21 protein-coding genes are annotated in these 20,293 nt (G+C 64.5%); 7 read left to right on the top strand and 14 right to left on the bottom strand.

Features of this window, described 5'->3' with window-relative positions:
• Window positions 1-13 precede the first annotated feature (13 nt).
• On the top strand, window positions 14-1,270 hold the full coding sequence (locus EO99_RS0102890; protein ID WP_029617144.1) for a PQQ-dependent sugar dehydrogenase: 1,257 nt from the start codon (window positions 14-16) through the stop codon (window positions 1,268-1,270).
• Entirely contained in the window at window positions 1,270-1,869 is a 600-nt protein-coding gene (locus EO99_RS0102885) for a c-type cytochrome (RefSeq protein WP_029617143.1), read from the top strand. Before EO99_RS0102890 ends, EO99_RS0102885 begins: the two co-directional genes overlap by 1 nt.
• Here the strand turns inward: EO99_RS0102885 and EO99_RS0102880 are convergent, their stop codons facing one another.
• The 3 genes from EO99_RS0102880 to EO99_RS0102870 are packed head-to-tail and all read right to left on the bottom strand — an operon-like array spanning window position 1,870 to window position 3,741.
• Window positions 1,870-2,433 carry a biotin transporter BioY gene (locus tag EO99_RS0102880; protein WP_029617142.1) on the bottom strand — a complete coding sequence of 188 codons (564 nt, stop codon included), beginning with the start codon at window positions 2,431-2,433 and terminating at the stop codon, window positions 1,870-1,872. It lies immediately after the preceding gene.
• Window positions 2,434-2,443: 10 nt separating this feature from the next.
• Window positions 2,444-3,064 (bottom strand): energy-coupling factor transporter transmembrane component T family protein, encoded by a 621-nt coding sequence (locus EO99_RS0102875; RefSeq protein WP_029617141.1) that lies wholly within the window; start codon window positions 3,062-3,064, stop codon window positions 2,444-2,446.
• Window positions 3,061-3,741 carry an energy-coupling factor ABC transporter ATP-binding protein gene (locus EO99_RS0102870; protein WP_029617140.1) on the bottom strand — a complete coding sequence of 227 codons (681 nt, stop codon included), beginning with the start codon at window positions 3,739-3,741 and terminating at the stop codon, window positions 3,061-3,063. Before EO99_RS0102870 ends, EO99_RS0102875 begins: the two co-directional genes overlap by 4 nt.
• Window positions 3,742-3,851: 110 nt before the next feature.
• Here EO99_RS0102870 and EO99_RS0102865 point away from each other — a divergent pair, with 110 nt between their 5' ends.
• The 3 genes from EO99_RS0102865 to EO99_RS0102855 are packed head-to-tail and all read left to right on the top strand — an operon-like array spanning window position 3,852 to window position 6,254.
• Window positions 3,852-5,042 carry a winged helix-turn-helix domain-containing protein gene (locus EO99_RS0102865; protein WP_029617139.1) on the top strand — a complete coding sequence of 397 codons (1,191 nt, stop codon included), beginning with the start codon at window positions 3,852-3,854 and terminating at the stop codon, window positions 5,040-5,042.
• A 60-nt stretch (window positions 5,043-5,102) separates the two neighbouring features.
• Entirely contained in the window at window positions 5,103-5,555 is a 453-nt protein-coding gene (locus EO99_RS0102860) for an antitoxin Xre-like helix-turn-helix domain-containing protein (RefSeq protein WP_235776747.1), read from the top strand.
• Entirely contained in the window at window positions 5,556-6,254 is a 699-nt protein-coding gene (locus EO99_RS0102855; protein WP_029617137.1) for an RES family NAD+ phosphorylase, read from the top strand.
• 7 nt (window positions 6,255-6,261) lie between these two features.
• Here EO99_RS0102855 and ribB read toward each other — a convergent pair whose 3' ends face one another.
• From ribB to EO99_RS0102840, 3 genes are all read right to left on the bottom strand, one after another.
• On the bottom strand, window positions 6,262-7,362 hold the full coding sequence (gene ribB / locus EO99_RS0102850; RefSeq protein ID WP_029617136.1) for a 3,4-dihydroxy-2-butanone-4-phosphate synthase: 1,101 nt from the start codon (window positions 7,360-7,362) through the stop codon (window positions 6,262-6,264).
• An 11-nt stretch (window positions 7,363-7,373) separates the two neighbouring features.
• On the bottom strand, window positions 7,374-8,471 hold the full coding sequence (gene aroC, locus EO99_RS0102845) for a chorismate synthase (protein ID WP_029617135.1): 1,098 nt from the start codon (window positions 8,469-8,471) through the stop codon (window positions 7,374-7,376).
• Between the two features lie 93 nt (window positions 8,472-8,564).
• Window positions 8,565-11,693 carry a bifunctional diguanylate cyclase/phosphodiesterase gene (locus tag EO99_RS0102840; protein WP_235776746.1) on the bottom strand — a complete coding sequence of 1,043 codons (3,129 nt, stop codon included), beginning with the start codon at window positions 11,691-11,693 and terminating at the stop codon, window positions 8,565-8,567.
• Between the two features lie 294 nt (window positions 11,694-11,987).
• On the opposite strand from EO99_RS0102840, the gene EO99_RS0102835 reads away from it, so the two are divergent.
• Entirely contained in the window at window positions 11,988-12,248 is a 261-nt protein-coding gene (locus tag EO99_RS0102835; protein WP_029617133.1) for a DUF1344 domain-containing protein, read from the top strand.
• A gap of 18 nt (window positions 12,249-12,266) precedes the next feature.
• Here the strand turns inward: EO99_RS0102835 and EO99_RS0102830 are convergent, their stop codons facing one another.
• The 4 genes from EO99_RS0102830 to EO99_RS0102815 all read right to left on the bottom strand — a co-directional run bounded on the left by EO99_RS0102830 (window position 12,267) and on the right by EO99_RS0102815 (window position 15,641).
• The gene (locus EO99_RS0102830) at window positions 12,267-12,857 is read right to left on the bottom strand and encodes a histidine phosphatase family protein (RefSeq protein ID WP_029617132.1); all 591 of its coding nucleotides are present in this window, start codon (window positions 12,855-12,857) and stop codon (window positions 12,267-12,269) included.
• A gap of 17 nt (window positions 12,858-12,874) precedes the next feature.
• On the bottom strand, window positions 12,875-13,693 hold the full coding sequence (fabI, locus tag EO99_RS0102825; protein WP_029617131.1) for an enoyl-ACP reductase FabI: 819 nt from the start codon (window positions 13,691-13,693) through the stop codon (window positions 12,875-12,877).
• Between the two features lie 135 nt (window positions 13,694-13,828).
• Window positions 13,829-15,010: a J domain-containing protein gene (locus EO99_RS0102820; protein WP_029617130.1), complete on the bottom strand. Its 1,182-nt coding sequence runs from the start codon at window positions 15,008-15,010 to the stop codon at window positions 13,829-13,831.
• A 178-nt stretch (window positions 15,011-15,188) separates the two neighbouring features.
• Entirely contained in the window at window positions 15,189-15,641 is a 453-nt protein-coding gene (locus EO99_RS0102815) for an RT0821/Lpp0805 family surface protein (protein ID WP_029617129.1), read from the bottom strand.
• Between the two features lie 62 nt (window positions 15,642-15,703).
• Between EO99_RS0102815 and pdxH the strand changes: the two genes are divergently transcribed.
• A complete protein-coding gene (gene pdxH / locus EO99_RS0102810; protein ID WP_029617128.1) occupies window positions 15,704-16,324 on the top strand; it encodes a pyridoxamine 5'-phosphate oxidase in 621 nt (206 codons plus the stop codon).
• 61 nt (window positions 16,325-16,385) lie between these two features.
• Here the strand turns inward: pdxH and EO99_RS0102805 are convergent, their stop codons facing one another.
• The 4 genes from EO99_RS0102805 to tldD all read right to left on the bottom strand — a co-directional run bounded on the left by EO99_RS0102805 (window position 16,386) and on the right by tldD (window position 20,292).
• On the bottom strand, window positions 16,386-17,441 hold the full coding sequence (locus EO99_RS0102805; RefSeq protein ID WP_029617127.1) for a polysaccharide deacetylase family protein: 1,056 nt from the start codon (window positions 17,439-17,441) through the stop codon (window positions 16,386-16,388).
• A 96-nt stretch (window positions 17,442-17,537) separates the two neighbouring features.
• Window positions 17,538-18,329 carry a sulfite exporter TauE/SafE family protein gene (locus EO99_RS0102800; RefSeq protein WP_029617126.1) on the bottom strand — a complete coding sequence of 264 codons (792 nt, stop codon included), beginning with the start codon at window positions 18,327-18,329 and terminating at the stop codon, window positions 17,538-17,540.
• A 99-nt stretch (window positions 18,330-18,428) separates the two neighbouring features.
• On the bottom strand, window positions 18,429-18,866 hold the full coding sequence (locus EO99_RS0102795) for a bleomycin resistance protein (RefSeq protein ID WP_029617125.1): 438 nt from the start codon (window positions 18,864-18,866) through the stop codon (window positions 18,429-18,431).
• A 10-nt stretch (window positions 18,867-18,876) separates the two neighbouring features.
• Window positions 18,877-20,292: a metalloprotease TldD gene (gene tldD, locus EO99_RS0102790; RefSeq protein WP_029617124.1), complete on the bottom strand. Its 1,416-nt coding sequence runs from the start codon at window positions 20,290-20,292 to the stop codon at window positions 18,877-18,879.
• Between the last annotated feature and the right edge of the window lies 1 nt (window position 20,293).

The raw sequence follows: 20,293 nt of genomic DNA, 5'->3' as shown, positions 1-20,293 counted from the left end.
CTGGGAGGAAATCATGAAATACCTGATGTCATCCGTGGCGGCGCTCGCCCTTGCGACGAGCCTTGCTCACGCGCAAACGCCTGCCGTGCCCGACAACCTCGAGAAGCTGTCGAATTTCCAGTCCACGGGCACGACGGAATTCACCATGATCGAGCAGAAGGGGGAGTATGCCGACGGGATCAAGAAGAACCTGGAGCGGATCGAGCTGCCGCCGGGCTTCAAGATCGCGCTCTATGCGGTCGTGCCCGATGCCCGCCACATGGCGGTCGGGCCGCAGGGGATCGTCACCTTCGTCGGCACCCGCAAGGACAAGGTCTGGGCGGTCACCGACCGCAACAAGGATCGCGTCGCCGACGAGGTCAAGGACTTCGCGCCTTCGCTGACCTTCTCGATCCCGAACGGCCCGTGCTTTTCCAAGGACGGCTTCCTCTACATCGCCGAGCAGAACCGTGTCCTGCTGTTTCCGGCCGCCGAGTTCTTCTACGAGAGCCCGGATGTGGCGGCCTTCAACCTGATCAAGCAGGGTGAGCTGATCCCGCCCGAGCACGAGAGTTTCAACCACACCGCCCGCGTCTGCAAGGTGGGGCCGGATGGCAAGGTTTACATCTCGCTCGGCCAGCCGTTCAACGTCGCCCCCGCCGAAAGCCTGGACGAATTCGCAAAGTGGGGCATCGGCGGCATCATTCGCATCAATACCGACGGGACGGGCCGCGAGGTCTTTACCCGTGGCATCCGCAACTCCGTCGGCCACGATTTTCATCCGGAGACGGGTGAACTCTGGTTCACCGACAATCAGGTGGATGGCATGGGCGATGACATACCGCCCGGCGAGATCAACCGCCAGACCGCGGCAGGCCAGAACTTCGGGCATCCCTGGTATGGCGGCGGCTCGGTACGGACCACGGAATACGAGGGCCAGGAAGTGCCGGTCGAGGCTGTCATGCCGGCGGCCGAGATGGACGCCCATGCCGCCGATCTCGGCATGACCTTCTACACCGGCGGCATGTTCCCGGAGAAATACCGGAATGCGATCTTCTCGGCCCAGCACGGCTCGTGGAACCGCACCACGCCGGTCGGCGCCCGCGTCATGGTGACCTTCATCGACGAGGAGGGCAAGACCACCAGCGAGCCCTTCGCCCATGGCTGGATCGACGAGAACGGGGAATACCTGGGCCGCCCGGCAGACGTGGCGCAGCTGCGCGACGGCTCGCTGCTTGTCTCCGACGACCTGGCCGGCGCCATCTACCGCATCTGGTACGAGGGCAGCTGATGCGCGGCCGCTGGCTCTTTGCCCTGGGCGGGGTTTTCCTCGCCCAGGGCATCCTGTCGTCCACTGCCCTGGCGCAGGCCGTGGTGGGGGATCCCGCGGCCGGTCGCGGCAAGGCCGGAATGTGCCGCACCTGCCATGGACTGGAGGGAAAAGCTCGCATCCCCATCGCACCGCATATCGGCGGCGAGAGCGCGGCCTATCTGAGCCACCAGCTCACCGCCTTTCGCGACGGGTCGCGGACGCACGAGATGATGTCGGTGGTGGCCAAGGGGCTCGATGACCAGGAGATCGCCGATCTCTCCGCGTGGTATGCGGCGCAGACGGTGACGGCCCGACCGCCGCCCGGCCCTGCCGGAGAGGCGGCGCCGGAAGCCTGCGTCTCCTGTCACGGTGCCGACGGCCTGGCGGTCATCGAAGACGCGCCCCATCTCGCCGGCGAGAACGCGATCTACATCGCCACCCAACTCAAGGCCTTCCGCGGTGGCAAACGCCAGCATCCGGTGATGTCGGAGATTGCCGCCGGGCTGACGGACGCGGAAATCCGCGCCGTCGCCGACTGGTATGCCGGAACCGAGATCGAGATCGAGCCGGTGCGGTGATCAGGCCCTGGCCGGCAGGAGCGGGTAGCCGGCCATGACGGCGCGGGCAGCGAGTGCTGCGACAGCAGCCTTGATCAGGTCGCCGGGGATGAAGGCCATCGAGCCGAGGAAGGCCTTGCCGAAGTCGATGCCGGTGACGACCGCCAGATAGGTGATGCCGAAGGCGTAAAGCACCACCACGCCGCCGGCGACGGCGGCGGCAAAAAAGCCGAGGCTCTGCGCAAGGGCACCCTGCGCCGGACGGACCAGGCGCTCGGCCAGCGCGCCGGTGACGAAGGCGGCAAACACCCAGCCGATCAGATAGCCGGTCGTCGGCGCCGCGAAGACGGCGAGACCACCACGGCCGCCCGACAGCACCGGCAGGCCGATCGCCGCCAGCAGCAGGACGAGGAGAACCGCAACCGTGCCGCGCCGCGCGCCGAGGATGACGCCCGCCAGCATCACGCCCATCGACTGTGCCGTGATCGGCACCGGGATGAAGCCGAGCATGATCGGCGGCAGAAGCCCGAGGGCCACGATGATGGCGGCAAAGAGGGCGGCAAGGACGAGGTCGCGTGTCGACATGGGTATGCTCCTAGATTTTGTGCGGGCGTTTTTGCCCGCGTATGCCGCGCGCGTCAATCGCCGCAGCGATTTCGTCGGCGGACTTCAGCGTCTGGATGATCAGCGGCACGATCATCGTCGTTGGCCGCACCTTCAGGCCACGGGCCTGATGGGCCGTGCGAAGCGCCTGATAGCGGGAAATGACCTCCGGGACGAAGCGGATCACCAGGCCAACCGCAAGCCCGATATCCGAGGCCCTGACCAGTCCCAGCTTTTCCAGTGGCAGGGCTGCACGGGTCACGGCATCGATGAAGGCGCCGACGGGCGTCGTCGCAGTCACGGCCGCCGCCACCAGCATCAGCGTCGTCAGGCGCAACAGCGCGACGATCCCGTCTTCCACCGATTCCAGCAGCAGTGTCGCCAGCGCCACGATCGCGATCGTCAGCAGGATCGGCCGCAGACGTATCCAGCTCTGCCGCCAGCCGATGCCGAGCGACGCGTAGAGAAGCACGCCGGCAGCCCCAGCGCAGCCGAGGAAGAGCGGCGAGCGGGTGAGGAAGAGGGCAAGGCTCACCGCCAGCAGCAGCAGCAGCTTCAGGCCCGGCGGCAGCCGGTGGAGAAAGCTGTCGCCCTCGACATAGAGCGAATTCATAGCGTCGCGACCTCCCGGTAGCGCGCGATCACCTCCGAAGGCAGCCCGTCCGTGAGGAGGCGTCCTTCATGAAACAGGAGCACGCGATCGAAATCGGCAATCAGCGCGAGGTCGTGACTGATAACGAGCACGCTCTCGTCGAGCCCGTTGAGCGTCGCCTCGACGAGTGCCCGGTTCTTCAGGTCGAGCTGGTTGGTCGGCTCGTCGAGGATCACGATCTGCGGTTCCGTCACCAGCACCGAGGCGAGTGCCGCCAGCTGCAGCTCCCCGCCCGAAAGCTCGTGGGCACGCCGTCCCGCCAGATGCCCGATGTCGAACCGGCCGAGGATGCCTTGAACGGCAGCCTCCACCGCCGCCTCTGGCAGCCGCCGGCTCTTCAGGCCCAGCGCAATGTCCTCGCGCAGGATCGGCAGGATGATCTGGTTCTGCGGGTTCTGGAAAATGAAGCCCACCTGGCTGCGCACCGCCTCGGGATCATCGACGGTATCGACGCCGTTGACGGTGACGCGGCCCATGCTCGGGGTCACCAGCCCGTTGATCATCCGGGCAAACGTCGTCTTGCCGGAGCCGTTCAGCCCGATGATGCCGATCCGCCGTTCCGTCAGCGAAATCGTCAGCGGTTCCACCGCAAGGCGCCCTTCAAAGCGCGCGCCGGCCTGTTCGAAACGGATGTCCACGTCCAACCCTCATGTGTCGACGGCTGCTATAGACCGGATGGACGGGGAGGGGAACGCAAAACAGACCGTGAACATTGCAGCCGCCACGCCTTCGGCCTACTCTCCAGCGCATGGCGATTCTTCTGAGCAACGAGCAGGCGCGAAAAATCTTTCTGGAACGGCAGGGCCTTTCCCTGCCGCCCTCTCGCAGCCTCGACAAGGCAGGACTGCTGGCCCTGATCGACAAGCTCGGCTTCGTGCAGATCGACAGCATCGCGACCGTCGACCGCGCCCATCAGATGATCCTGTTTTCCCGCAGCCAGACCTACCGCCGCGAACACCTGCAACAACTGCTGGAGAAGGACGGCGAACTCTTCGAGCACTGGACGCACGACGCGTCGATCATTCCCGCCGCCTTTTTCCGCTACTGGAAGCACCGCTTCCGCCGCCGCGAGGCCGTCATCGGCGAACGCTGGCGCAAATGGCAGGGGGAGGATTTCGACAGCGCATTCGAGGAAACATATCAGCGGATCGTTGACGCCGGCCCGATCATGTCACGCGAGATGAAGGCCGAGGAGCACAGGTCCGGCGGCTGGTGGAACTGGCACCCGAACAAGACGGCACTCGAATACTACTGGCACACGGGAAAGCTGGCGATCGCCGGCCGCGTCAACTTCCAGAAGATCTACGACCTGACCGAACGCGTGCTGCCGGCCCATCACTACGCGCCGGAGGTCGACCACGCGGAGTTCGTCGACTGGGCCTGCCGCAGCGCCCTCCAGCGGCTGGGCTTTGCCACCCACGGCGAAATTGCAGCCTTCTGGGATCTCGTCACCCCGCAGGAGGCAAGGGACTGGGTCGACAGCCATCGCGAGGAGTTGACGGAGGTCACTGTCGAGAACGCCAAAGGCGGCCGCCCCCGCACGACGTTTGCCTTCGAGGGCTTCCCCACGCATCTCGGAGACATTCCCGAACCACCGGCACGGGTGCGGGTGCTGAGCCCCTTCGACCCGCTGCTGCGCGACCGCAACCGCGCCGAACGGCTGTTTGATTTCAGCTACCGCATCGAGATCTTCGTGCCCGAGCCGAAACGGCAATACGGCTACTACGTCTTCCCGCTGATCGAGGGCGACCGCATGATCGGCCGCATCGACATGAAGGCCGACCGCAAGGCCGGCAGCCTCGACATCCGCCGGCTCTGGCTGGAGCCGGGCGTGCGCGCCTCCAGTGGCCGGCTGGAGAAGCTCGAAGCCGAGCTTACGCGCGTGGCGAAATTCGCCGGCGTCGAGCGGCTCAATTTTCTGGACGGATGGCGCGGATAGCAGCGCATGCCTGCCGAGACTGGAAGATTTCCCTCAAATGACATATATAGGATCCGTCAGATGACGGAGATAACATCCATGGTTCAACCGGTGGAACTTGTGACCAGAGCGTCCGCGCCAGGACGTCAGGGATTTGCAGCCGAGGCTGACCGCGACCGCCTCGCAGCCACCGCCCTCAAGGCCTATCGCCGCCTGGTGGAGCAATGGGGCCTCACCGCAGCCCAGGCCGCAGCCCTCCTCGGCGTCTCCGTCAGCACCTGGGAGCGCCTGAAACCAGAGGGCCGGGCACGCTCGCTGACCCAGGACCAGATGACCCGCATCTCGATCCTCACCGGAATCTACAAGGGCCTGCATCTGTTGTTTGCCGATGCCATGGCCGACCGCTGGCTGCTCCTGCCCAATTCCGGCCCGATCTTCCAGGGCCGCAGCCCGGTTGCCGCCATGATGGATGGCGGCATCCCGCTGATGCTCGATGTCCGCCGCTATGTCGATGCGGTGCGCGGGGGATTGTAGGTGGACATCGATGGCATTCCGGTCGCCACCGTCGCCTATCCGAAGACGGTGCGGCTGGTCTCGACGGCGCGGCTGCGGCAGCCGGTCCTGGCGCCCCTCGTCGATGACGAGGACGAACTGGCGCAACTGGCCGAGATCGAGGGTGCGACAAGCAGCCGGACCATGGCGCAGACGACCGGAATCTCCGGCCTTTCCGCGCAGGAACTGGTCTACGATGTGCCGCATGCGCATTTCATCAACGCAAGCTTTGCCTACGCCAAACCGCGCGAGCCGGGCCGCTTCAACGGAGAAAACCGTGGCGCCTGGTACGCGGCGCTTGCGGTCGAGACCTGCCTTGCCGAGATCACCTTCCACATGACCGAATTTCTGGCCCGGACCGGCGAATTCGAAGCCGTGGTCGAATATGCGGAGATGTTCTGCAGCCTGTCGGGGGAGTTCCTCGATCTGGAGGCGCGTCCGGATCACGCGGCGCTGGCCCCGGACATCCAGACCGGATACCCGGTGGGCAACCTGCTGGCCGACCGGGCCCGTGCCCAGGGTCTGAACGGCATTCTCTACCCGTCCGTCCGTCATGCCGGCGGCACCTGCTTTGCCGTGCTGCGGCCGGCGGCGGTGCAATCGGTGCGGCAGGGCGATGTCTACCGGCTGACCTGGAGTGGCGAGCCGGCACCGGCCGTCGATGGACCGATCGCCGGCTAGGGTTTTCTCAGCAGATGACCGTTTCCGCGATCCGGATCCCGAAGCCCTCGAGGCCCACGTAGTGGCGTTCGCTGCGGGTCAGGAGCTTGATCGAGCTGATGCCGAGATCCTTCAGGATCTGTGCGCCGAGGCCGATTTCCAGCCACTCGTTGTCGCGTTCCTTCGCCTGCTCGTGCACTTCCTCGTCATGCCGGTGCCGGCGTCCGTGATCCTTCTGGCCGACGCCGACGGAACCCTCGCGCAGGTAGATGATCAGGCCGCGGCCTTCTTCGGCAATCTTCTGCATGTAGGTGTCGAGCGACCGGCGAACCCCGAAGACGTCGTCCGCGACGTTCTCCAGGTGCAGCCGGACGGGAATGTCGACGCCGTCGCGGATGTCGCCGAAGATCACGGCCACATGCTGCATCGGATCCCAGGGCAGGGAATAGGCATGGCCCTTGGCCTTGCCGTAGGGAGTCTCGACCTCGAACTTCGACTGCAGTTCGATCAGCGTCTCCTTGCGCTGCCGGTAGGCGATCAGGTCGGCGACGGAGACCTGCTTCAGCCCGTTCTTCTCGGCGAAAGCTGCCACCTGCGCGCCGCGCATGACCGAACCGTTGTCGTTGACGAGTTCGCAGATGACGCCGACCGGCGGCAGGCCGGCGAGCTTGCAGAGGTCGACGGCCGCTTCCGTATGGCCCGACCGCATCAAGACGCCACCCTCGCGGGCGATCAGCGGAAAGATGTGGCCCGGACGCACGAAGTCGGCGGGGCCGGCATTGGGGTTGGCAAGATTGCGGACGGTGAGCGTCCGGTCGTCGGCGGAAATGCCGGTCGTCGTGCCGTGCTTGAAGTCGACGGTGACGGTAAAGGCGGTCGTATGGGCGCTGTCGTTTTCGGCCACCATGGCGTTGAGGTTCAGCCGCTTGGCCTCTTCCCGCGGCATCGGCGCGCAGACGATCCCCGAGGTGTGGCGGACGATGAAGGCCATCTTCTCGGCCGTGCAGTGGACGGCCGCAACGATCAGGTCGCCCTCGTTCTCGCGGTCGTCGTCATCGGTCACGACGACGATCTCGCCGGCTTCGAAGGCGCGGATGGCATCGACGATGCGCTTCTGGTCATAGGCCATGCGGAATTTCCTTATCGCAGCCGGCCGGTCTGGCCCCGGTCCCGGAGGTAATGGTCGACGATGGCGCAGGCCACCATGGCCTCGCCGATCGGCACGGCGCGGATGCCGACGCAGGGGTCGTGACGGCCCTTGGTGCGCACCTCGACATTGTTGCCATCGGCATCGATCGACTGCCGTTCGGTCAGGATCGACGAGGTCGGCTTGATCGCAAAGCGCGCGACGATCGGCTGGCCGGTGGAGATGCCGCCGAGGATGCCGCCGGCATGGTTGGAGAGAAACAGCGGCACGCCGTCGTTGCCCATGCGCATCTCGTCGGCATTCTCCTCGCCGGAGAGCTCGGCGGACGCAAAGCCTTCGCCGATCTCGACGCCCTTGACGGCGTTGATGGACATCAGGAGCGACGCGATGTCCTGGTCGAGCTTGCCGTAGACCGGCGCGCCGAGGCCCGCGGGAACGTTTTCCGCGACCACCTCGATGACGGCGCCGATCGACGATCCGGACTTGCGGATGGTATCGAGATAGTCCTCCCAGACCGGCACGATCTGCGGATCGGGTGCAAAGAACGGGTTTTCGTTGACCTGGTCCCAATCCCAGTTGGCGCGGTTGATCTTGTGCTTGCCGATCTGCACCAGCGCGCCGCGCACCACGAGGTCCGGCAGCACCTTGCGGGCGACTGCGCCGGCGGCCACGCGGGCTGCCGTCTCGCGCGCCGATGAACGACCGCCGCCGCGATAGTCGCGGATGCCGTATTTCAGGTCGTAGGTGAAGTCCGCATGGCCCGGCCGGTAGCGACGGGCGATGTCGCCATAATCCTTGGAGCGCTGGTCGGTGTTTTCGATCAGCATAGAGATTGGCGTTCCCGTGGTGATCAAGGTCTCGCCGTCCTCGTCCAGCATCACGCCGGACAGGATCTTCACCACGTCGTCCTCGCGCCGTTGCGTCACGAAGCGCGACTGGCCGGGCTTGCGCTTGTCCATCCAGCTCTGGATCTCGGAAAGCGTCAGTCGGATGCCGGGAGGGCAGCCGTCGACGACGCAGCCGAGCGACGGCCCGTGGCTTTCACCCCAGGTGGTGACGCGGAAAAGATGGCCAAAGGTGTTGTGAGACATGACGGACCAATCGTGGAGGGGTGGCTGGTGCCGTACCCCGACGCGGGTTTCTTAAGGGCAACGGCGGCAGGCGACAAGCCCTTCTTCAAGCCGTCAGGCCGCCACCCTCGTCCAGTTCGCCAGCGCCATCGTCGTGAAGTCGTTGAAGGGAAGCGGCCGGGCAAAGGCGTAGCCCTGCAGCAGATCGCATCCCAGTTCGCGCAGCAGCGCTGCGTGCTGCATCGTCTCGACGCCTTCCGCGACGGTCTCGACGCCGAGCGACCGGGCAATCTCGATGATGGAGCGGACCAGCGCCCGCTCCTGCGGCGAATGCAGGATCGGCATCACCAGCTGGCGATCGATCTTCAGCCGCTTCGGCTTCAGCTTCAGCAGGCTGACGATGGAGGTGTGGCCGGTGCCGAAGTCGTCGATCTCGATGTCGATGCCGAGCGCCTTGATCTGTTCGAGGTTGGTCGCCGCAATATCCTCGTGCTCGTCGAGGAAAATCGATTCCACCAGTTCGAACGAGATCTGGTTCGGCGGAATATCGAGGTTGGTCAGGACCTCCACAAGGGATTGGTCGTGCAGGCGGCGGGAGGAGACGTTGACCGAGACCTTCGGCACGTGAAGTCCCATCTGGGCCCACCTTTGCTTGTCGCGCAGAACGGTCTCCAGCACGATATGGTCGAGAAGCGAGGTGACGTTGAGGTCTTCGGCGATCTTCAGGAAGCGGTCCGGCGCCAGGATGCCGTGATGCGGGTGCTGCCATCGCACCAGCGCCTCGACTCCCGTCAGTTCGGTTGTCACGGCGTCGAACTGCGGCTGGTACCAGGTGACGAACTCCTGCCTTTCGATGCCCGCCAGCAGTTCGTCGGCCGTGCGCTTGTGGCTGATGATCTCGGCCTGCAGGTTCTGGGTGAAGAACTCGTGGCGATTGCGCCCCATCGCCTTGGCGCGGTAGAGGGCCATGTCCGCATTGACCAGAATCCGGCGCGCGTCGATGTTGAGGCCGCTTGCCATCGCAATGCCGATGGAGACGCCGCAACGGCACTCGAAACCTTCGAAATCGATCGGCTGGCGCAGTTCGGTGATCACGCGGTTGGCGAGTTGTGCCATTTCCTCCTGGCTGTTGGTGCCTCTGGCGACAATCACGAACTCGTCGCCGCCGATCCTGGCAACAATGTCTGTCTGCCGGACCGTCCGTGACAGGACGTTGGCGGCGTGCACCAGCATCGCATCGCCGGCGGCATGGCCAAGCGTATCGTTGATCTGCTTGAAGCGGTCGAGGTCGAGGTGCAGGATTGCAAACGTCTGGCGCTCGTCGCGGCTTCCACGCGAGATCCCGTCAAGCTCCACATCGAGCTTGCGGCGGTTGGCGAGCGAGGTGAGTGGATCGTGCAGCGCGTTGTGCTCGATACGGCTTTTGGCGATCTCGAGTTCCATGTTCTTTGCGTCCGACTCTGCCTTTGCCGTCGTCAGCTCGGCCGTCAGCAGCGCATCCTCGGTCACATCGAAGGCAATCCCGACAATCTTGTTGTTGCCGTTCCGGTCGGTTTGCAGCTGGCCGACCGAGCGAACATAGCGCACGCTGCCGTCAGCCTGCAGGACGCGGACCAGCAGAACGTCATTCATGTCGCGGTTCTGAAGCCGCGAAGATACGTCGAGCGCAGCCTTCCTGTCGTCCGGATGGATGAAGGCCAGCCATTGCTCCTTCGAAACGATGCCATTGGTGTAGGGAACGCCGTAGAGCTGGCACATCCGCTCGTCCCAGCGTTCCGTGTTGGTGGCGAGATCGAATTCCCAGATCCCGCAGCTGTAGGATGCAAGGGCGAGGTCGAGCTTGTTGGAAAGCTCCTCCAGTTCCTGCTCGCGCCGCGAAATCTCATCGAGCGCAAGTTCCAGTTCGGCGTTCTTGATGTCGCTGACCTGCTTGGCCTGCCGCAGCGTCTGCGTCATCATCGCATCGGAGGTGACATCCCAGACGATGCCCGCCGTTCGCATGCTTCCATCGGGATTGCGATAGCTTGCGCCGGCCGAGCGGACATGGCGGACTGCGCCGTCCGGCGTGGCGATGCGATAGGTTTCGGTACAGGTGTGCTCGGCGCAGATGCAGGTGAAAAAATGGGCTTCGGCCGAAGCTCGGTCTTCCGGATAGATGGCGTTCAGCCATTCCTCCAGGCGGTTTTCGAGGCCGTTCCCCTGGCACCCGTGCAGGGCTGCCGCACGGTCGTCCCAGAACAGGTGCTGCCCATCGCCGATAACCTCCCAAACGCCGATCTTGGAGGCTTCCATGGCCAGGCTGAAGCGCTGCGACAGCTCCAGCAGATTGGCTTCGCGCACCTTCAGCGCGGCGATATTGCGGTTGCGCTCGCCGATCAGCAGGCTCGCCATGAGGATGGGAATGATCAGTGCAAGCCCGCCGAGTGCCAGCGAAAAGCGATATTGCATCTGGTCGGGGGCCGACATGGTCCAGCCGGCGGCGGGCACAGCGTGAATCTGCCAGGTCGCATCGGCAACCGACAGGCTCCAGGTCACAGGCGCCAGGTGATCGAGGGCGCTGTCTCCGAAGAAGAACTGGTCCTTTGTTTCCCGAATGTCGCGGACCGATATCGTCAACCAGTCAAGCGCCGGCAGTTGAGTATCCGCAGAGGATGAGTCGAACCCGACATCCAGCATCAGTTGTTTCTTGTCGATCAGGACCAGGACCGCACCCGCCGGTTTGGCGCCGGCCTTCGCCTCGTCCGGATGGATGAGGGTGAGGAAGTCCATGCCCGGATTGCTCATCAGCGTAAGCTTCTGAAGAGCAAGCGGCCCCTGGATGATTTCGGCAAGCTTTGCGTCGGGGCCGGCGGTCTTCGATCCGGGTACCGGAGCGCGGCTCAGAACCCGCGCCAGCTTGAAGCCCGGCGCAAGACCGAAGCCGATCAGGCGCGGATTCTTGGCCAGTTCCTGTTCTACAAATCTGTGAAGGATCTGCCCGGTGCCCTCGACCGGACCGCCGAGCAGCTGGCTGAGGCGCTGAGCTGCAGCAATATCCGACTCGATGGTCGTGACGAGACGGCGGGCGAGCGCTGCTGCGGCTTCCTCGGTCTGGTTGCGCAGCTCTTGCTGGTATCTCTGCTGGTGCCGCTGATCCAGTACGACGCCAACGGCAATCACCGCCATCGCGGTCGCGGTGACCGCCGCGACGGGAATGTGGACCTTTTTGAATGCTTTGTTGAGACGCGCCGCGAGCGACCGCAAGCTCCTATGATCCATTCGCCCCTAGCCCGTTGCACCCCATGTGGCTAGATCTAGCACCGTCGGGTTAATGTCCGATTGCCATAAGCTTTGGCTATTTAAGCAAAGCCGGAAGCGTGAATATGGCCATGGATGGATAAATCCGATGGAGAACTGCCGCCGGGCGCTTGATCGAAGTGAACACTGCAGTCCATACTTGTACCGAAAATGTCATGAGCGCGGGCGATTTTCGCCACAATCGGGAGGCTATCCTTGCATCGTCGAAACACCCCGAAGATCGCTTCGAAAGTAACGCTCATGCGCTTCCTGATTGCTGCTCTGCTCGCCACCGCCAGCCTGTTGTCGCCGCTGAGTGGCTTCGCGCAGAGTTCGGACGTCGAGGCGAGGATCGATGGCGTCGATGTCAACGATCTGACGCTGACGCTCGACGACGGCAAGACCTACAAGGTGCCGGAGGAGTTCAACTTCGAAGGGCTGGAATCAGGGGTGAAGGTCGTCGTCTTCTATACCGAGGTGGATGGCAGTCGCATGGTCGACGATCTGGAAATCGTCCAGTAGCATCCACCGGTTGCGCCGTCAGAACCACTCGAGCGTTCCCGCTTCGGTATCCGCCTTCAGGATCTTGTCCTGTGGCACGTCCATCGTCGCCGCTTCGTCTTCCGACACCGCGCCGACCAGCCGGAACATCGACCGGACGATGCCGCCATGGGTGACGCAGACGGTCGGGCGGGAAATCGACTGCAGCCAGGCGCCGACGCGCCATGACAGGATCTCGTAGCTTTCGGCAGCCGTCCCCGGCGGGATGAAGCTCCACTTCTGCTCGACCCGGGCAAGAAGCCGCTCGGGTGCGACGCGCCCTACCTCTTCGAGCGTCTGACCCTCCCAGTCTCCGAAGGACAGTTCGACCAGGCGCTCGTCGGTGCGGTAGGCGCCGGGTTCAAGGCCCATCGCCTGGCGCATCCGCTCCATGGTTTCGCGCGTGCGGGAGAGGGGGCTGGCCACGAAGTCGAAATCGGCGATCGCGCTTCCGGCAGACGACAGCAAGGTGCTGCCGTTGCGGGTCGCCTGCGCACGGCCGATCTCGTTCAGCGGTATGTCCTGCTGGCCCTGCAGGCGCCCTTCCGCATTCCAGTCCGTCTGGCCGTGTCGGATCATGTAGATGAGCACGGCAGACGTCCTTGCGATCAGTCCTTGACGACGGAGATGTCTGGGGCGTCGACGGCCTTCATGCCGACCACGTGGTAGCCGCTGTCGGCATGATGGATTTCGCCGGTGACGGAACGCGACAGATCGGAAAGCATGTAGAGCCCGACATCGCCCACGTCCTCGATGCTGACGGTACGGCGCAGCGGCGCGTTGTATTCGTTCCACTTGAGGATATAGCGGAAATCGCCGATGCCGGAGGCCGCAAGCGTCTTGATCGGACCGGCAGAAATGGCGTTGACGCGGATGTTCTTCGGGCCGAGGTCGACAGCGAGGTATTTGACGCTGGCTTCCAGCGCCGCCTTGGCGACGCCCATGACGTTGTAGTTCGGCATCACCTTCTCGGCGCCGTAATAGGTCAGCGTCAGCATCGATCCGCCGTCGGTCATCAGCTTCTCGGCGCGACGGGCGACGGACGTGAAGGAATAGACCGAGATTCGCATGGTCTTGTCGAAGTTGTCGGCGCTGGTGTCGACGTAGCGACCGGTGAGCTCGTCCTTGTCGGAAAAGCCGATGGCATGCACCAGGAAATCGATCTTGCCCCAGATCTTCTCGATCTCGGCGAAGGCTGCATCGATGCTGGCCTCGTCACCGACGTCACAGTCACCGGCCACGATGGCGCCGATCTCGGCGGCCAGCGGTTCCACTCGGCGCTTCAGGGCCTCGCCCTGATAGGTCAGTGCGATTTCGCCACCGTGCGCATGAATGGCCTTGGCGATCCCCCAGGCGATTGACCGATTGTTGGCAACGCCCATGATGACGCCGCGTTTGCCTGCCATAAGGCCGGAAGCCTGAACCATGCTATGTCCTCTGAGACCAAAGTCGCCTGCTGAATTTGAAGGTTGCCTATCGCATAGGCTGGACAGCCGTTCAAGTTGGCGCGGATCATCTCATGTAAGGCACCGTAACAATGGGTGCTCAGGCGCTGGCGGGTTTCAGATGTAGAGACCCTCGCGCATGTGGCGCATCAGGTCCGTGATCTTCTCGTCGGGCTTCTCATGAAGCAGGACGCGGATCTCGACGATGAAGCTGCCCCGACCGCCCTCGTCGTTGTGCAGCCCCAGTCCCTCCAGCGCGATGGTGCGGTCGGAGCCGGACCAGGCGGGGATTGTGACCGACCGCACGCCTTCCGGCGTCTCGACGTCGCGCTCAGTCCCGAGGACGGCATCTTCCAGCGAGATCGGCAGCACCGTGTGAAGATCAAAGCCATCGACGCGGAAGCGGCTGTCCGGCTTGATCCGCATCGTCACCAGAAGATCGCCGCGCTGCATGCCCTGGACCTTCAGGCCCTGGCCTTTCAGCCGGGCGGTGTGGCCGTCGGTCATGCCGGCTTCCAGCGGAAGGCGGACTTCCCGGTCTTCGGGCAGCGTGATCGTCAGCCAGTTCAGCTTCAGAAGATCGTCCAACGTGGCGACCGCCACGACGGAATGGTCGGGAGCTTTTTCCGGTCCCGAGGGGACGCCGCGGATCCGGCGCACCAGCGAAGCGATCAGATCGACCGCCTGGACGGCCAGCGGCTGGGGCTCCACCTCGGCATCCGGCTTGGCACTGTCCTCGGCTGACGGTTGTTCTCCTGCCTCGGCACCGGCACCGGCACCGGCACCGGCATTGGGTGCTGTCTGAGAGGCCTTCTGCTGCGCTCCGGATGATGCTCCTGGCGCGGCACCCGCAGTCTTGGTTTTCGGATCGCCGGCGGGGCCGAAGATGCGCTCGACCATGTCTTCCGCGGGCTCGCCGGCAGCGCCCGCATCTGCTTTCGCCTGGGCCTTGGCTGTTGCCTGCGCCTGCGCACGCTGGGCATTCGCCCGGGCAAGCTCTTCCATGACCTTCTCGGCGTTGGCCTTGGAGGCTGCGGCGCGTTCGGCCGCTTCCCGTGCCGCCTGGCGCTGCTGCAGGATGGTCTGATGGGCGTCGGCGGCGCGGTCGTAGCGTCGGCGACGCTCCGGATCCTTCAGCACGTCGTAGGCACGGCCCACTTCCGCGAACCGGCTGGTGGCCGTCGGATCGTCCTGATTGTGATCAGGGTGAATCGATTTCGCCTTCGACCGCCATGCCGACTTGATCTCGTCGGCATCGGCAGTTCGCTGGACACCAAGGACAGAATAGGGATCGCGCATCAATGACCACCGGTTCAACTGGGTAGGGTCCGCTGATCGGACCCCGATATTCGTGTAGAACGCCAGTGGAGTCTGCCGGTTCCTCTGACCCGGAAATCCCCACGTGTCCGGAGGCTACCAGCAGAGTCCTGAATCAGTGGTTACGGAGTCCGACAAGCCGTCGGTCAGGGTTAAAGGTCTACTGACGATCGAAAGCTGTCAGTAACCAGTCGCCGTTGCCGGTCAGGCAGGCCTGGCCGGAGAACATGGCGATTCCTTCGTAGGAATGGCGCGTCGTCGTGAAGTCGCGGCAGACCTGGTCCGCCCTGCGCGCTTCCCGGATCGTCGAGACCACACCGGCGCTGCCCGTTGCTGCGTTCGCCCAGGGCAGCGGCGCATTCCCCACCTTTGCAAGATCTGCAGAGGACACGGCATTGCGCACGGTGGCTTCGTCGGAAAGGGTGGTCTCTGAGCGGGTTTCCGGCACACTGCCCGTGGAGATCGAACGGTCGGGCTTCGGCGCGCTGTCGAACAGGTCCAGGCTGCTGGTACAGGAAACAGTTGAGAGCGCCGCCAGCCCCAGGACGAGGATACACGCAACCTTGCGCATGGCCCCCTTTGTGCGGGTGTTCGACTTTGCTATCAGTACCACCTTGCGTCCTGTCCGGGCGTGAGTCACGGGCAAATTCATCAGTCGGGAGTAATTAAGTCAATATGTCTGTAAGCGGGTTAACAACCGGTGACTTTACCGAGGAGAGCGAGCCTTTTGCCCTGTTTGGCCGTTGGCTGAAGGATGCGGAAGCGTCCGAGCTGAACGATCCCTCTGCCGTCGCTCTCGCGACAGTGGATGGGGACGGCCTGCCGAACGTCCGCATGGTGCTCCTCAAGGGCTACGATCAGGCCGGCTTCGTGTTCTATACGAACTTCGAGAGCCAGAAGGGCACCGAAATTCTGGGCCAGAAGAAGGCGGCGATGTGCTTTCACTGGAAGTCGCTGCGGCGTCAGGTGCGCCTGCGCGGCGAGGTCGAGGTGGTGACCGACGCCGAGGCGGATGCCTATTATGCGACCCGCCCGCGCGGCAGCCGGATCGGCGCCTGGGCTTCCAAGCAGTCCCGCCCGCTGGAGGGACGCTTTGCGCTGGAGAAGGCCGTGGCGGAATACACCGCCCGCTATGCCATCGGCGAGATCCCCCGGCCGTCGCACTGGTCCGGTTTCCGCATCAAGCCGCTGTCGATCGAGTTCTGGCAGGACGGCGCGTTTCGCCTGCACGACCGCATGGAGTTCCGGCGCTCCTCTCCCGAGGGCGCCTGGGAAAAGGTCAGGATGTACCCCTGACCTGGAGCAATTCCAGCGAAACCGGGAACCGGTTTCGCGGACGGAATTGCGTCAAAATGCTCTAGCGCCGTGGAGCCAGGAACGGAATGCCCGACGCCAGTGCGGAAACGTATTTCGGTCGCTGGAAATAGCCGTTCAGGGAAATCCGCGGCAGGCCTGTCAGCTTGTCCAGGGATTGCTCCGAAAGTGTGCCCGGCTGGGTCAGGACGGCGACGGAAAAGCCGAGCTCCCTGGCGATGTCGATATCGCGCGCCGACACCGCCTCGCGGGTCCCGTAGGGAAAGGCGAAGGTCGCCGGACGTTTCCCGGTGAGTTGCTCCAGCCAGTCGGCGGACTGGCGCAGCTCCTCGCGGGCATCTTCCGGAGACAGGCGGCTGATGGCCCGATGGCTGATCGTATGGGCGCCGAGGCAGGCGAGCGGATGCTCGAGCAGCTTCTTCAGGTCGTCCGGCCCCATCACAAGGCGTGCGGTCAGTGCCAGCGGATCGATCCCGTTCCGGCGCGCCAGGGCTTCGATGTGGCGGACGGCGTCCGCTTCGTCGTTCTCCCAGACGTATCGGACAAATTTCTTGAAACAGTCCTGGACCCGCACGGATGTCGAGAGGTCGATCGTCTCCGGCCCCTTGCCGAAGTCGAACTCCAGGCTGTCGCGCCGGGGAAGGATCTTTTCCAGGGTTTCCCACCAGAGAGAGTGCGTGCGCTCGGAAAAGCCGCGGGTGATGAAGATGGTGAATGGCACGCCGTGTCGCTCGAAGACGGGCAGGGCATGCTGCGCGTTGTCGTAGTAGCCGTCGTCCAGCGTGAAGGCGGCAAAGGGCGTCGTACTGGATGATTGCAGGCGCGCCGGAACCTCGTCCAGTCGCACGAACTCGTAGCCGTCTGCGCGTAGTTTGCAGATCGCCGCGTCGAGGAACTCCGGCGTCACCTCCAGATGCGCGTTCGGCTCGAAGACGGGCTGCTGCAGCGGGCGCACATGGTGCAGCGTGAAAATCGCGCCGCGGCCCCGGGCCTGGCCCATCAGGCCGGCTCGACTGACGAAATAGGCGGCATTGAGCGCACCGGCAATCAGGTTGCGCTTTCCCCCCCGGCGCCAGACGCCTTTTGCCCTGTGCTGTATATCGATTAGCTTCACGACCCATACCTCCGGAGACCAAGGGTATGATCGCGGCCTTAATGTTTCTTGAACGCGGCAATCGAAGGATTGCCGGTGGCTCTACGGCAGGAGGTTGTCCATCAGCGGCAGGCTGATCAGGGCGGCTGCGCCGATCAGCGTGTAGCAGATGCGCCGGAAGGTCGCCTCGTCTGCGAGGCCGAAGAGGCTGGAACCGATCAGCAGGCCCACGCCGTAGCCAGGCCCGACGGCGAAGGCCAACAGCAGGCTTGCCGACGTCAGGAGCCCGGCGCTGACGTAGAAGATTGCCGAGATGACGGAGGCGAGCGCGAAATAGACCACGAGATTGGCGCGGACGGTCGCACGCGGAATGGCGCCACCCAGCCAGTAGGCGACCACCGGCGGCCCGGAAAGCTGCGAAATGCCGCCAAACAGGCCGGCGACCGTGCCCGTTGCAATGCTGAGCGGCAGCTTCGGTCGTCCCGTGTAGCGCCAGCCGCTGATCAGGAAGACGAGCAGCCCCAGCACGATCAATGAGATTGCCCAGCGCAGTGCAAGCGGTGGCGCCAGCGCCAGAAGCGCTGTACCGGCCGGGACACCGACCAGCGAACCGATCAGCACCGTCGCGACCTGACGGCGATCGGCCCGCTTCAAGGCATCCGGAAGCATGCCGAGCGTCATGACTCCGTCGATGACCAGCAGCAGCGGCGTGGCAACCCTCGGGCCGGCAAGCGCACTCGCAAGCGGCACGAAGATCAGGGCACCGCCGAAGCCGGAGAAGCCGCGCGCCATGCCGGCAACCAGGGCGGTCGCAAAGAGAAGCGCGATCTGCTGCACCGGATGGGCGATCAACAGGTCGGCGATCTGAGCGGCGAGATGGTCGAAGAGGGACATGAGGCGGGCTCTGCGGGCGGGCGAGACGCATTTCGCTTCGCCCCACACCGGCTGTCAACCTGCTAAACTTTGAAGCCGCGGTGACGGACAGATTGCATCTCAGTTCCGGGGCGCGGAAAGGGGGCGTTCCCCCAGATCCTCGAAAAGCCTCAGCAGGTAGCCGTCCGGATCGGCGACGACGAACTGGCGGTTACCCACCTCGTGGTCGTCGCGGCGATACCATTTTTCCTCGAGCGGCAGGTAGAGCGGGACGTCTTCCATAGCCAGACGCGCCAGAATGCGAGATACATCGGGCACGCGGATCTGCAGGTTGAGGCCCCGCCCGAAGGGTTTTTGCAGAGGAGCATCCACGATGTCGAAGGTGCGCCCGAGGCCGATCTGGTCGATCATCAGCTGTGCCGCGCCGAGCGTCAGGTAACTAAACCCTTCCTCCGGGCGCTCGTAGAGAACATCAAAGCCGATGAGACCGGTGTAAAACGCGCGACTTACCGTCCAATCGCTGACGGCGAGTTCCGGCACGAGCGCGTTTTCGGCCACGACGGCGTCCCTAGGTGCGGGTGCCGCCGACGGTCACCTGGTCCATCCGCAGGTGCGGCTGACCGACGCCGACCGGAACCCACTGGCCGCCCTTGCCGCAATTGCCGATGCCGGTGTCGAGCTGGGTGTCGTTGCCCACCATGGAAACCCGCTGCATGGCTTCCGGCCCGTTGCCGATCAGCATCGCGCCCTTGATCGCCGGACCGATCTTGCCGTCCTCGATCATGTAGGCTTCGGTGCAGCCGAAGACGAACTTGCCGGACGTGATGTCCACCTGGCCGCCGCCGAAGGAAACGGCATAGATGCCCTTCTTCACCGACGCGATGATCTCTTCCGGCGTCTTCTCGCCCGACAGCATGTAGGTATTGGTCATCCGCGGCATCGGCACATGCGAATAGCCCTGGCGGCGGCCGTTGCCGGTGGGCGCCATGCCCATCAGCCGGGCGTTCTGCCGGTCCTGCATGTAGCCGACGAGCTTGCCCTTCTCGATCAGTACGTTGTAGGCCGATGGCGTGCCCTCGTCGTCGACGGTGATCGAGCCGCGCCGGTTGTCGATCGTGCCGTCGTCGACGACGGTGACGTTCGGCGAGGCGACCATTTCACCCAGTAGCCCGGCGAAGGCCGAGGTCTTCTTGCGGTTGAAGTCGCCTTCGAGTCCGTGGCCGACGGCCTCGTGCAGCATCACGCCCGGCCAGCCGTTGCCGAGCACCACATCCATGGTGCCCGCCGGCGCGTCGATGGCTTCGAGATTGACGAGCGCCTGGCGCAGCGCCTCGTCGGCGCCCGTCTGCCAGTTGCCGGAGGCAACGAAATCGCCAAAACCCATCCGGCCGCCGGTGCCGAAGGAACCGGACTCCTGCCGGTCGCCGTCGCCGACGACGACGGAGATGTTGACGCGCGTCATCGGGCGGATGTCGTGGACCCGGTGACCGTCGGCCCGCAGGATGTCGACCACCTGCCAGCTCGCCGCAGCCGTCGCCGTCACTTGCCGGACCTTCGGGTCCTTGCCGCGCAGATAGGCGTCGATCTCCGTCAGCAGCCTGACCTTATCCTCGAAGCTCGGCTGGCCGATCGGGTTCTCGTCGCCATAGTATTTCTTGTTGCTGCGCTGTGGCGCGGCCGCATAGGAGCCGGAATGGCCGGCGGTGACGGCGCGCACGGCGTCAGCCGCGCGATCGAGCGCTGCAGCGGAAAGCTCGCCCGAGTGGGCATAGCCGACCGCTTCGCCGGCCACCGCCCGCAGGCCAAAACCCTGGTCGGTGTTGAAGCTTCCGCCCTTCAGCCGGCCATTGTCGAAGGTCAGCGATTCCGATTGTGCGTGCTCAACGAAAAGCTCGCCGTCGTCGGCGCCGTTCAGCGTCTCCGCCAGGATACGCCGCAGGCGCGCCTCGTCGCAGTCGAACAGGTTGAGAAGATCGTTGGTCATG

This window comes from Pseudorhizobium marinum (assembly GCF_000705355.1).
GTDB classification, from domain to species: domain Bacteria; phylum Pseudomonadota; class Alphaproteobacteria; order Rhizobiales; family Rhizobiaceae; genus Neorhizobium; species Neorhizobium pelagicum.
This window is presented reverse-complemented; position numbering and strand designations above follow the sequence as displayed.

Excerpts from the sequence above, each read along its gene's own strand:
- EO99_RS0102890 (WP_029617144.1), top strand. The coding sequence starts at position 14 with ATGAAATACCTGATGTCATCCGTGGCGGCGCTCGCCCTTGCGACGAGC.
- EO99_RS0102885 (WP_029617143.1), top strand. The coding sequence starts at position 1,270 with ATGCGCGGCCGCTGGCTCTTTGCCCTGGGCGGGGTTTTCCTCGCCCAG.
- EO99_RS0102880 (WP_029617142.1), bottom strand. The coding sequence starts at position 2,433 with ATGTCGACACGCGACCTCGTCCTTGCCGCCCTCTTTGCCGCCATCATC.
- EO99_RS0102875 (WP_029617141.1), bottom strand. The coding sequence starts at position 3,064 with ATGAATTCGCTCTATGTCGAGGGCGACAGCTTTCTCCACCGGCTGCCG.
- EO99_RS0102865 (WP_029617139.1), top strand. The coding sequence starts at position 3,852 with ATGGCGATTCTTCTGAGCAACGAGCAGGCGCGAAAAATCTTTCTGGAA.
- EO99_RS0102860 (WP_235776747.1), top strand. The coding sequence starts at position 5,103 with ATGACGGAGATAACATCCATGGTTCAACCGGTGGAACTTGTGACCAGA.
- ribB (WP_029617136.1), bottom strand. The coding sequence starts at position 7,362 with ATGGCCTATGACCAGAAGCGCATCGTCGATGCCATCCGCGCCTTCGAA.
- aroC (WP_029617135.1), bottom strand. The coding sequence starts at position 8,471 with ATGTCTCACAACACCTTTGGCCATCTTTTCCGCGTCACCACCTGGGGT.
- EO99_RS0102835 (WP_029617133.1), top strand. The coding sequence starts at position 11,988 with ATGCGCTTCCTGATTGCTGCTCTGCTCGCCACCGCCAGCCTGTTGTCG.
- fabI (WP_029617131.1), bottom strand. The coding sequence starts at position 13,693 with ATGGTTCAGGCTTCCGGCCTTATGGCAGGCAAACGCGGCGTCATCATG.
- EO99_RS0102820 (WP_029617130.1), bottom strand. The coding sequence starts at position 15,010 with ATGCGCGATCCCTATTCTGTCCTTGGTGTCCAGCGAACTGCCGATGCC.
- pdxH (WP_029617128.1), top strand. The coding sequence starts at position 15,704 with ATGTCTGTAAGCGGGTTAACAACCGGTGACTTTACCGAGGAGAGCGAG.
- EO99_RS0102800 (WP_029617126.1), bottom strand. The coding sequence starts at position 18,329 with ATGTCCCTCTTCGACCATCTCGCCGCTCAGATCGCCGACCTGTTGATC.
- tldD (WP_029617124.1), bottom strand. The coding sequence starts at position 20,292 with ATGACCAACGATCTTCTCAACCTGTTCGACTGCGACGAGGCGCGCCTG.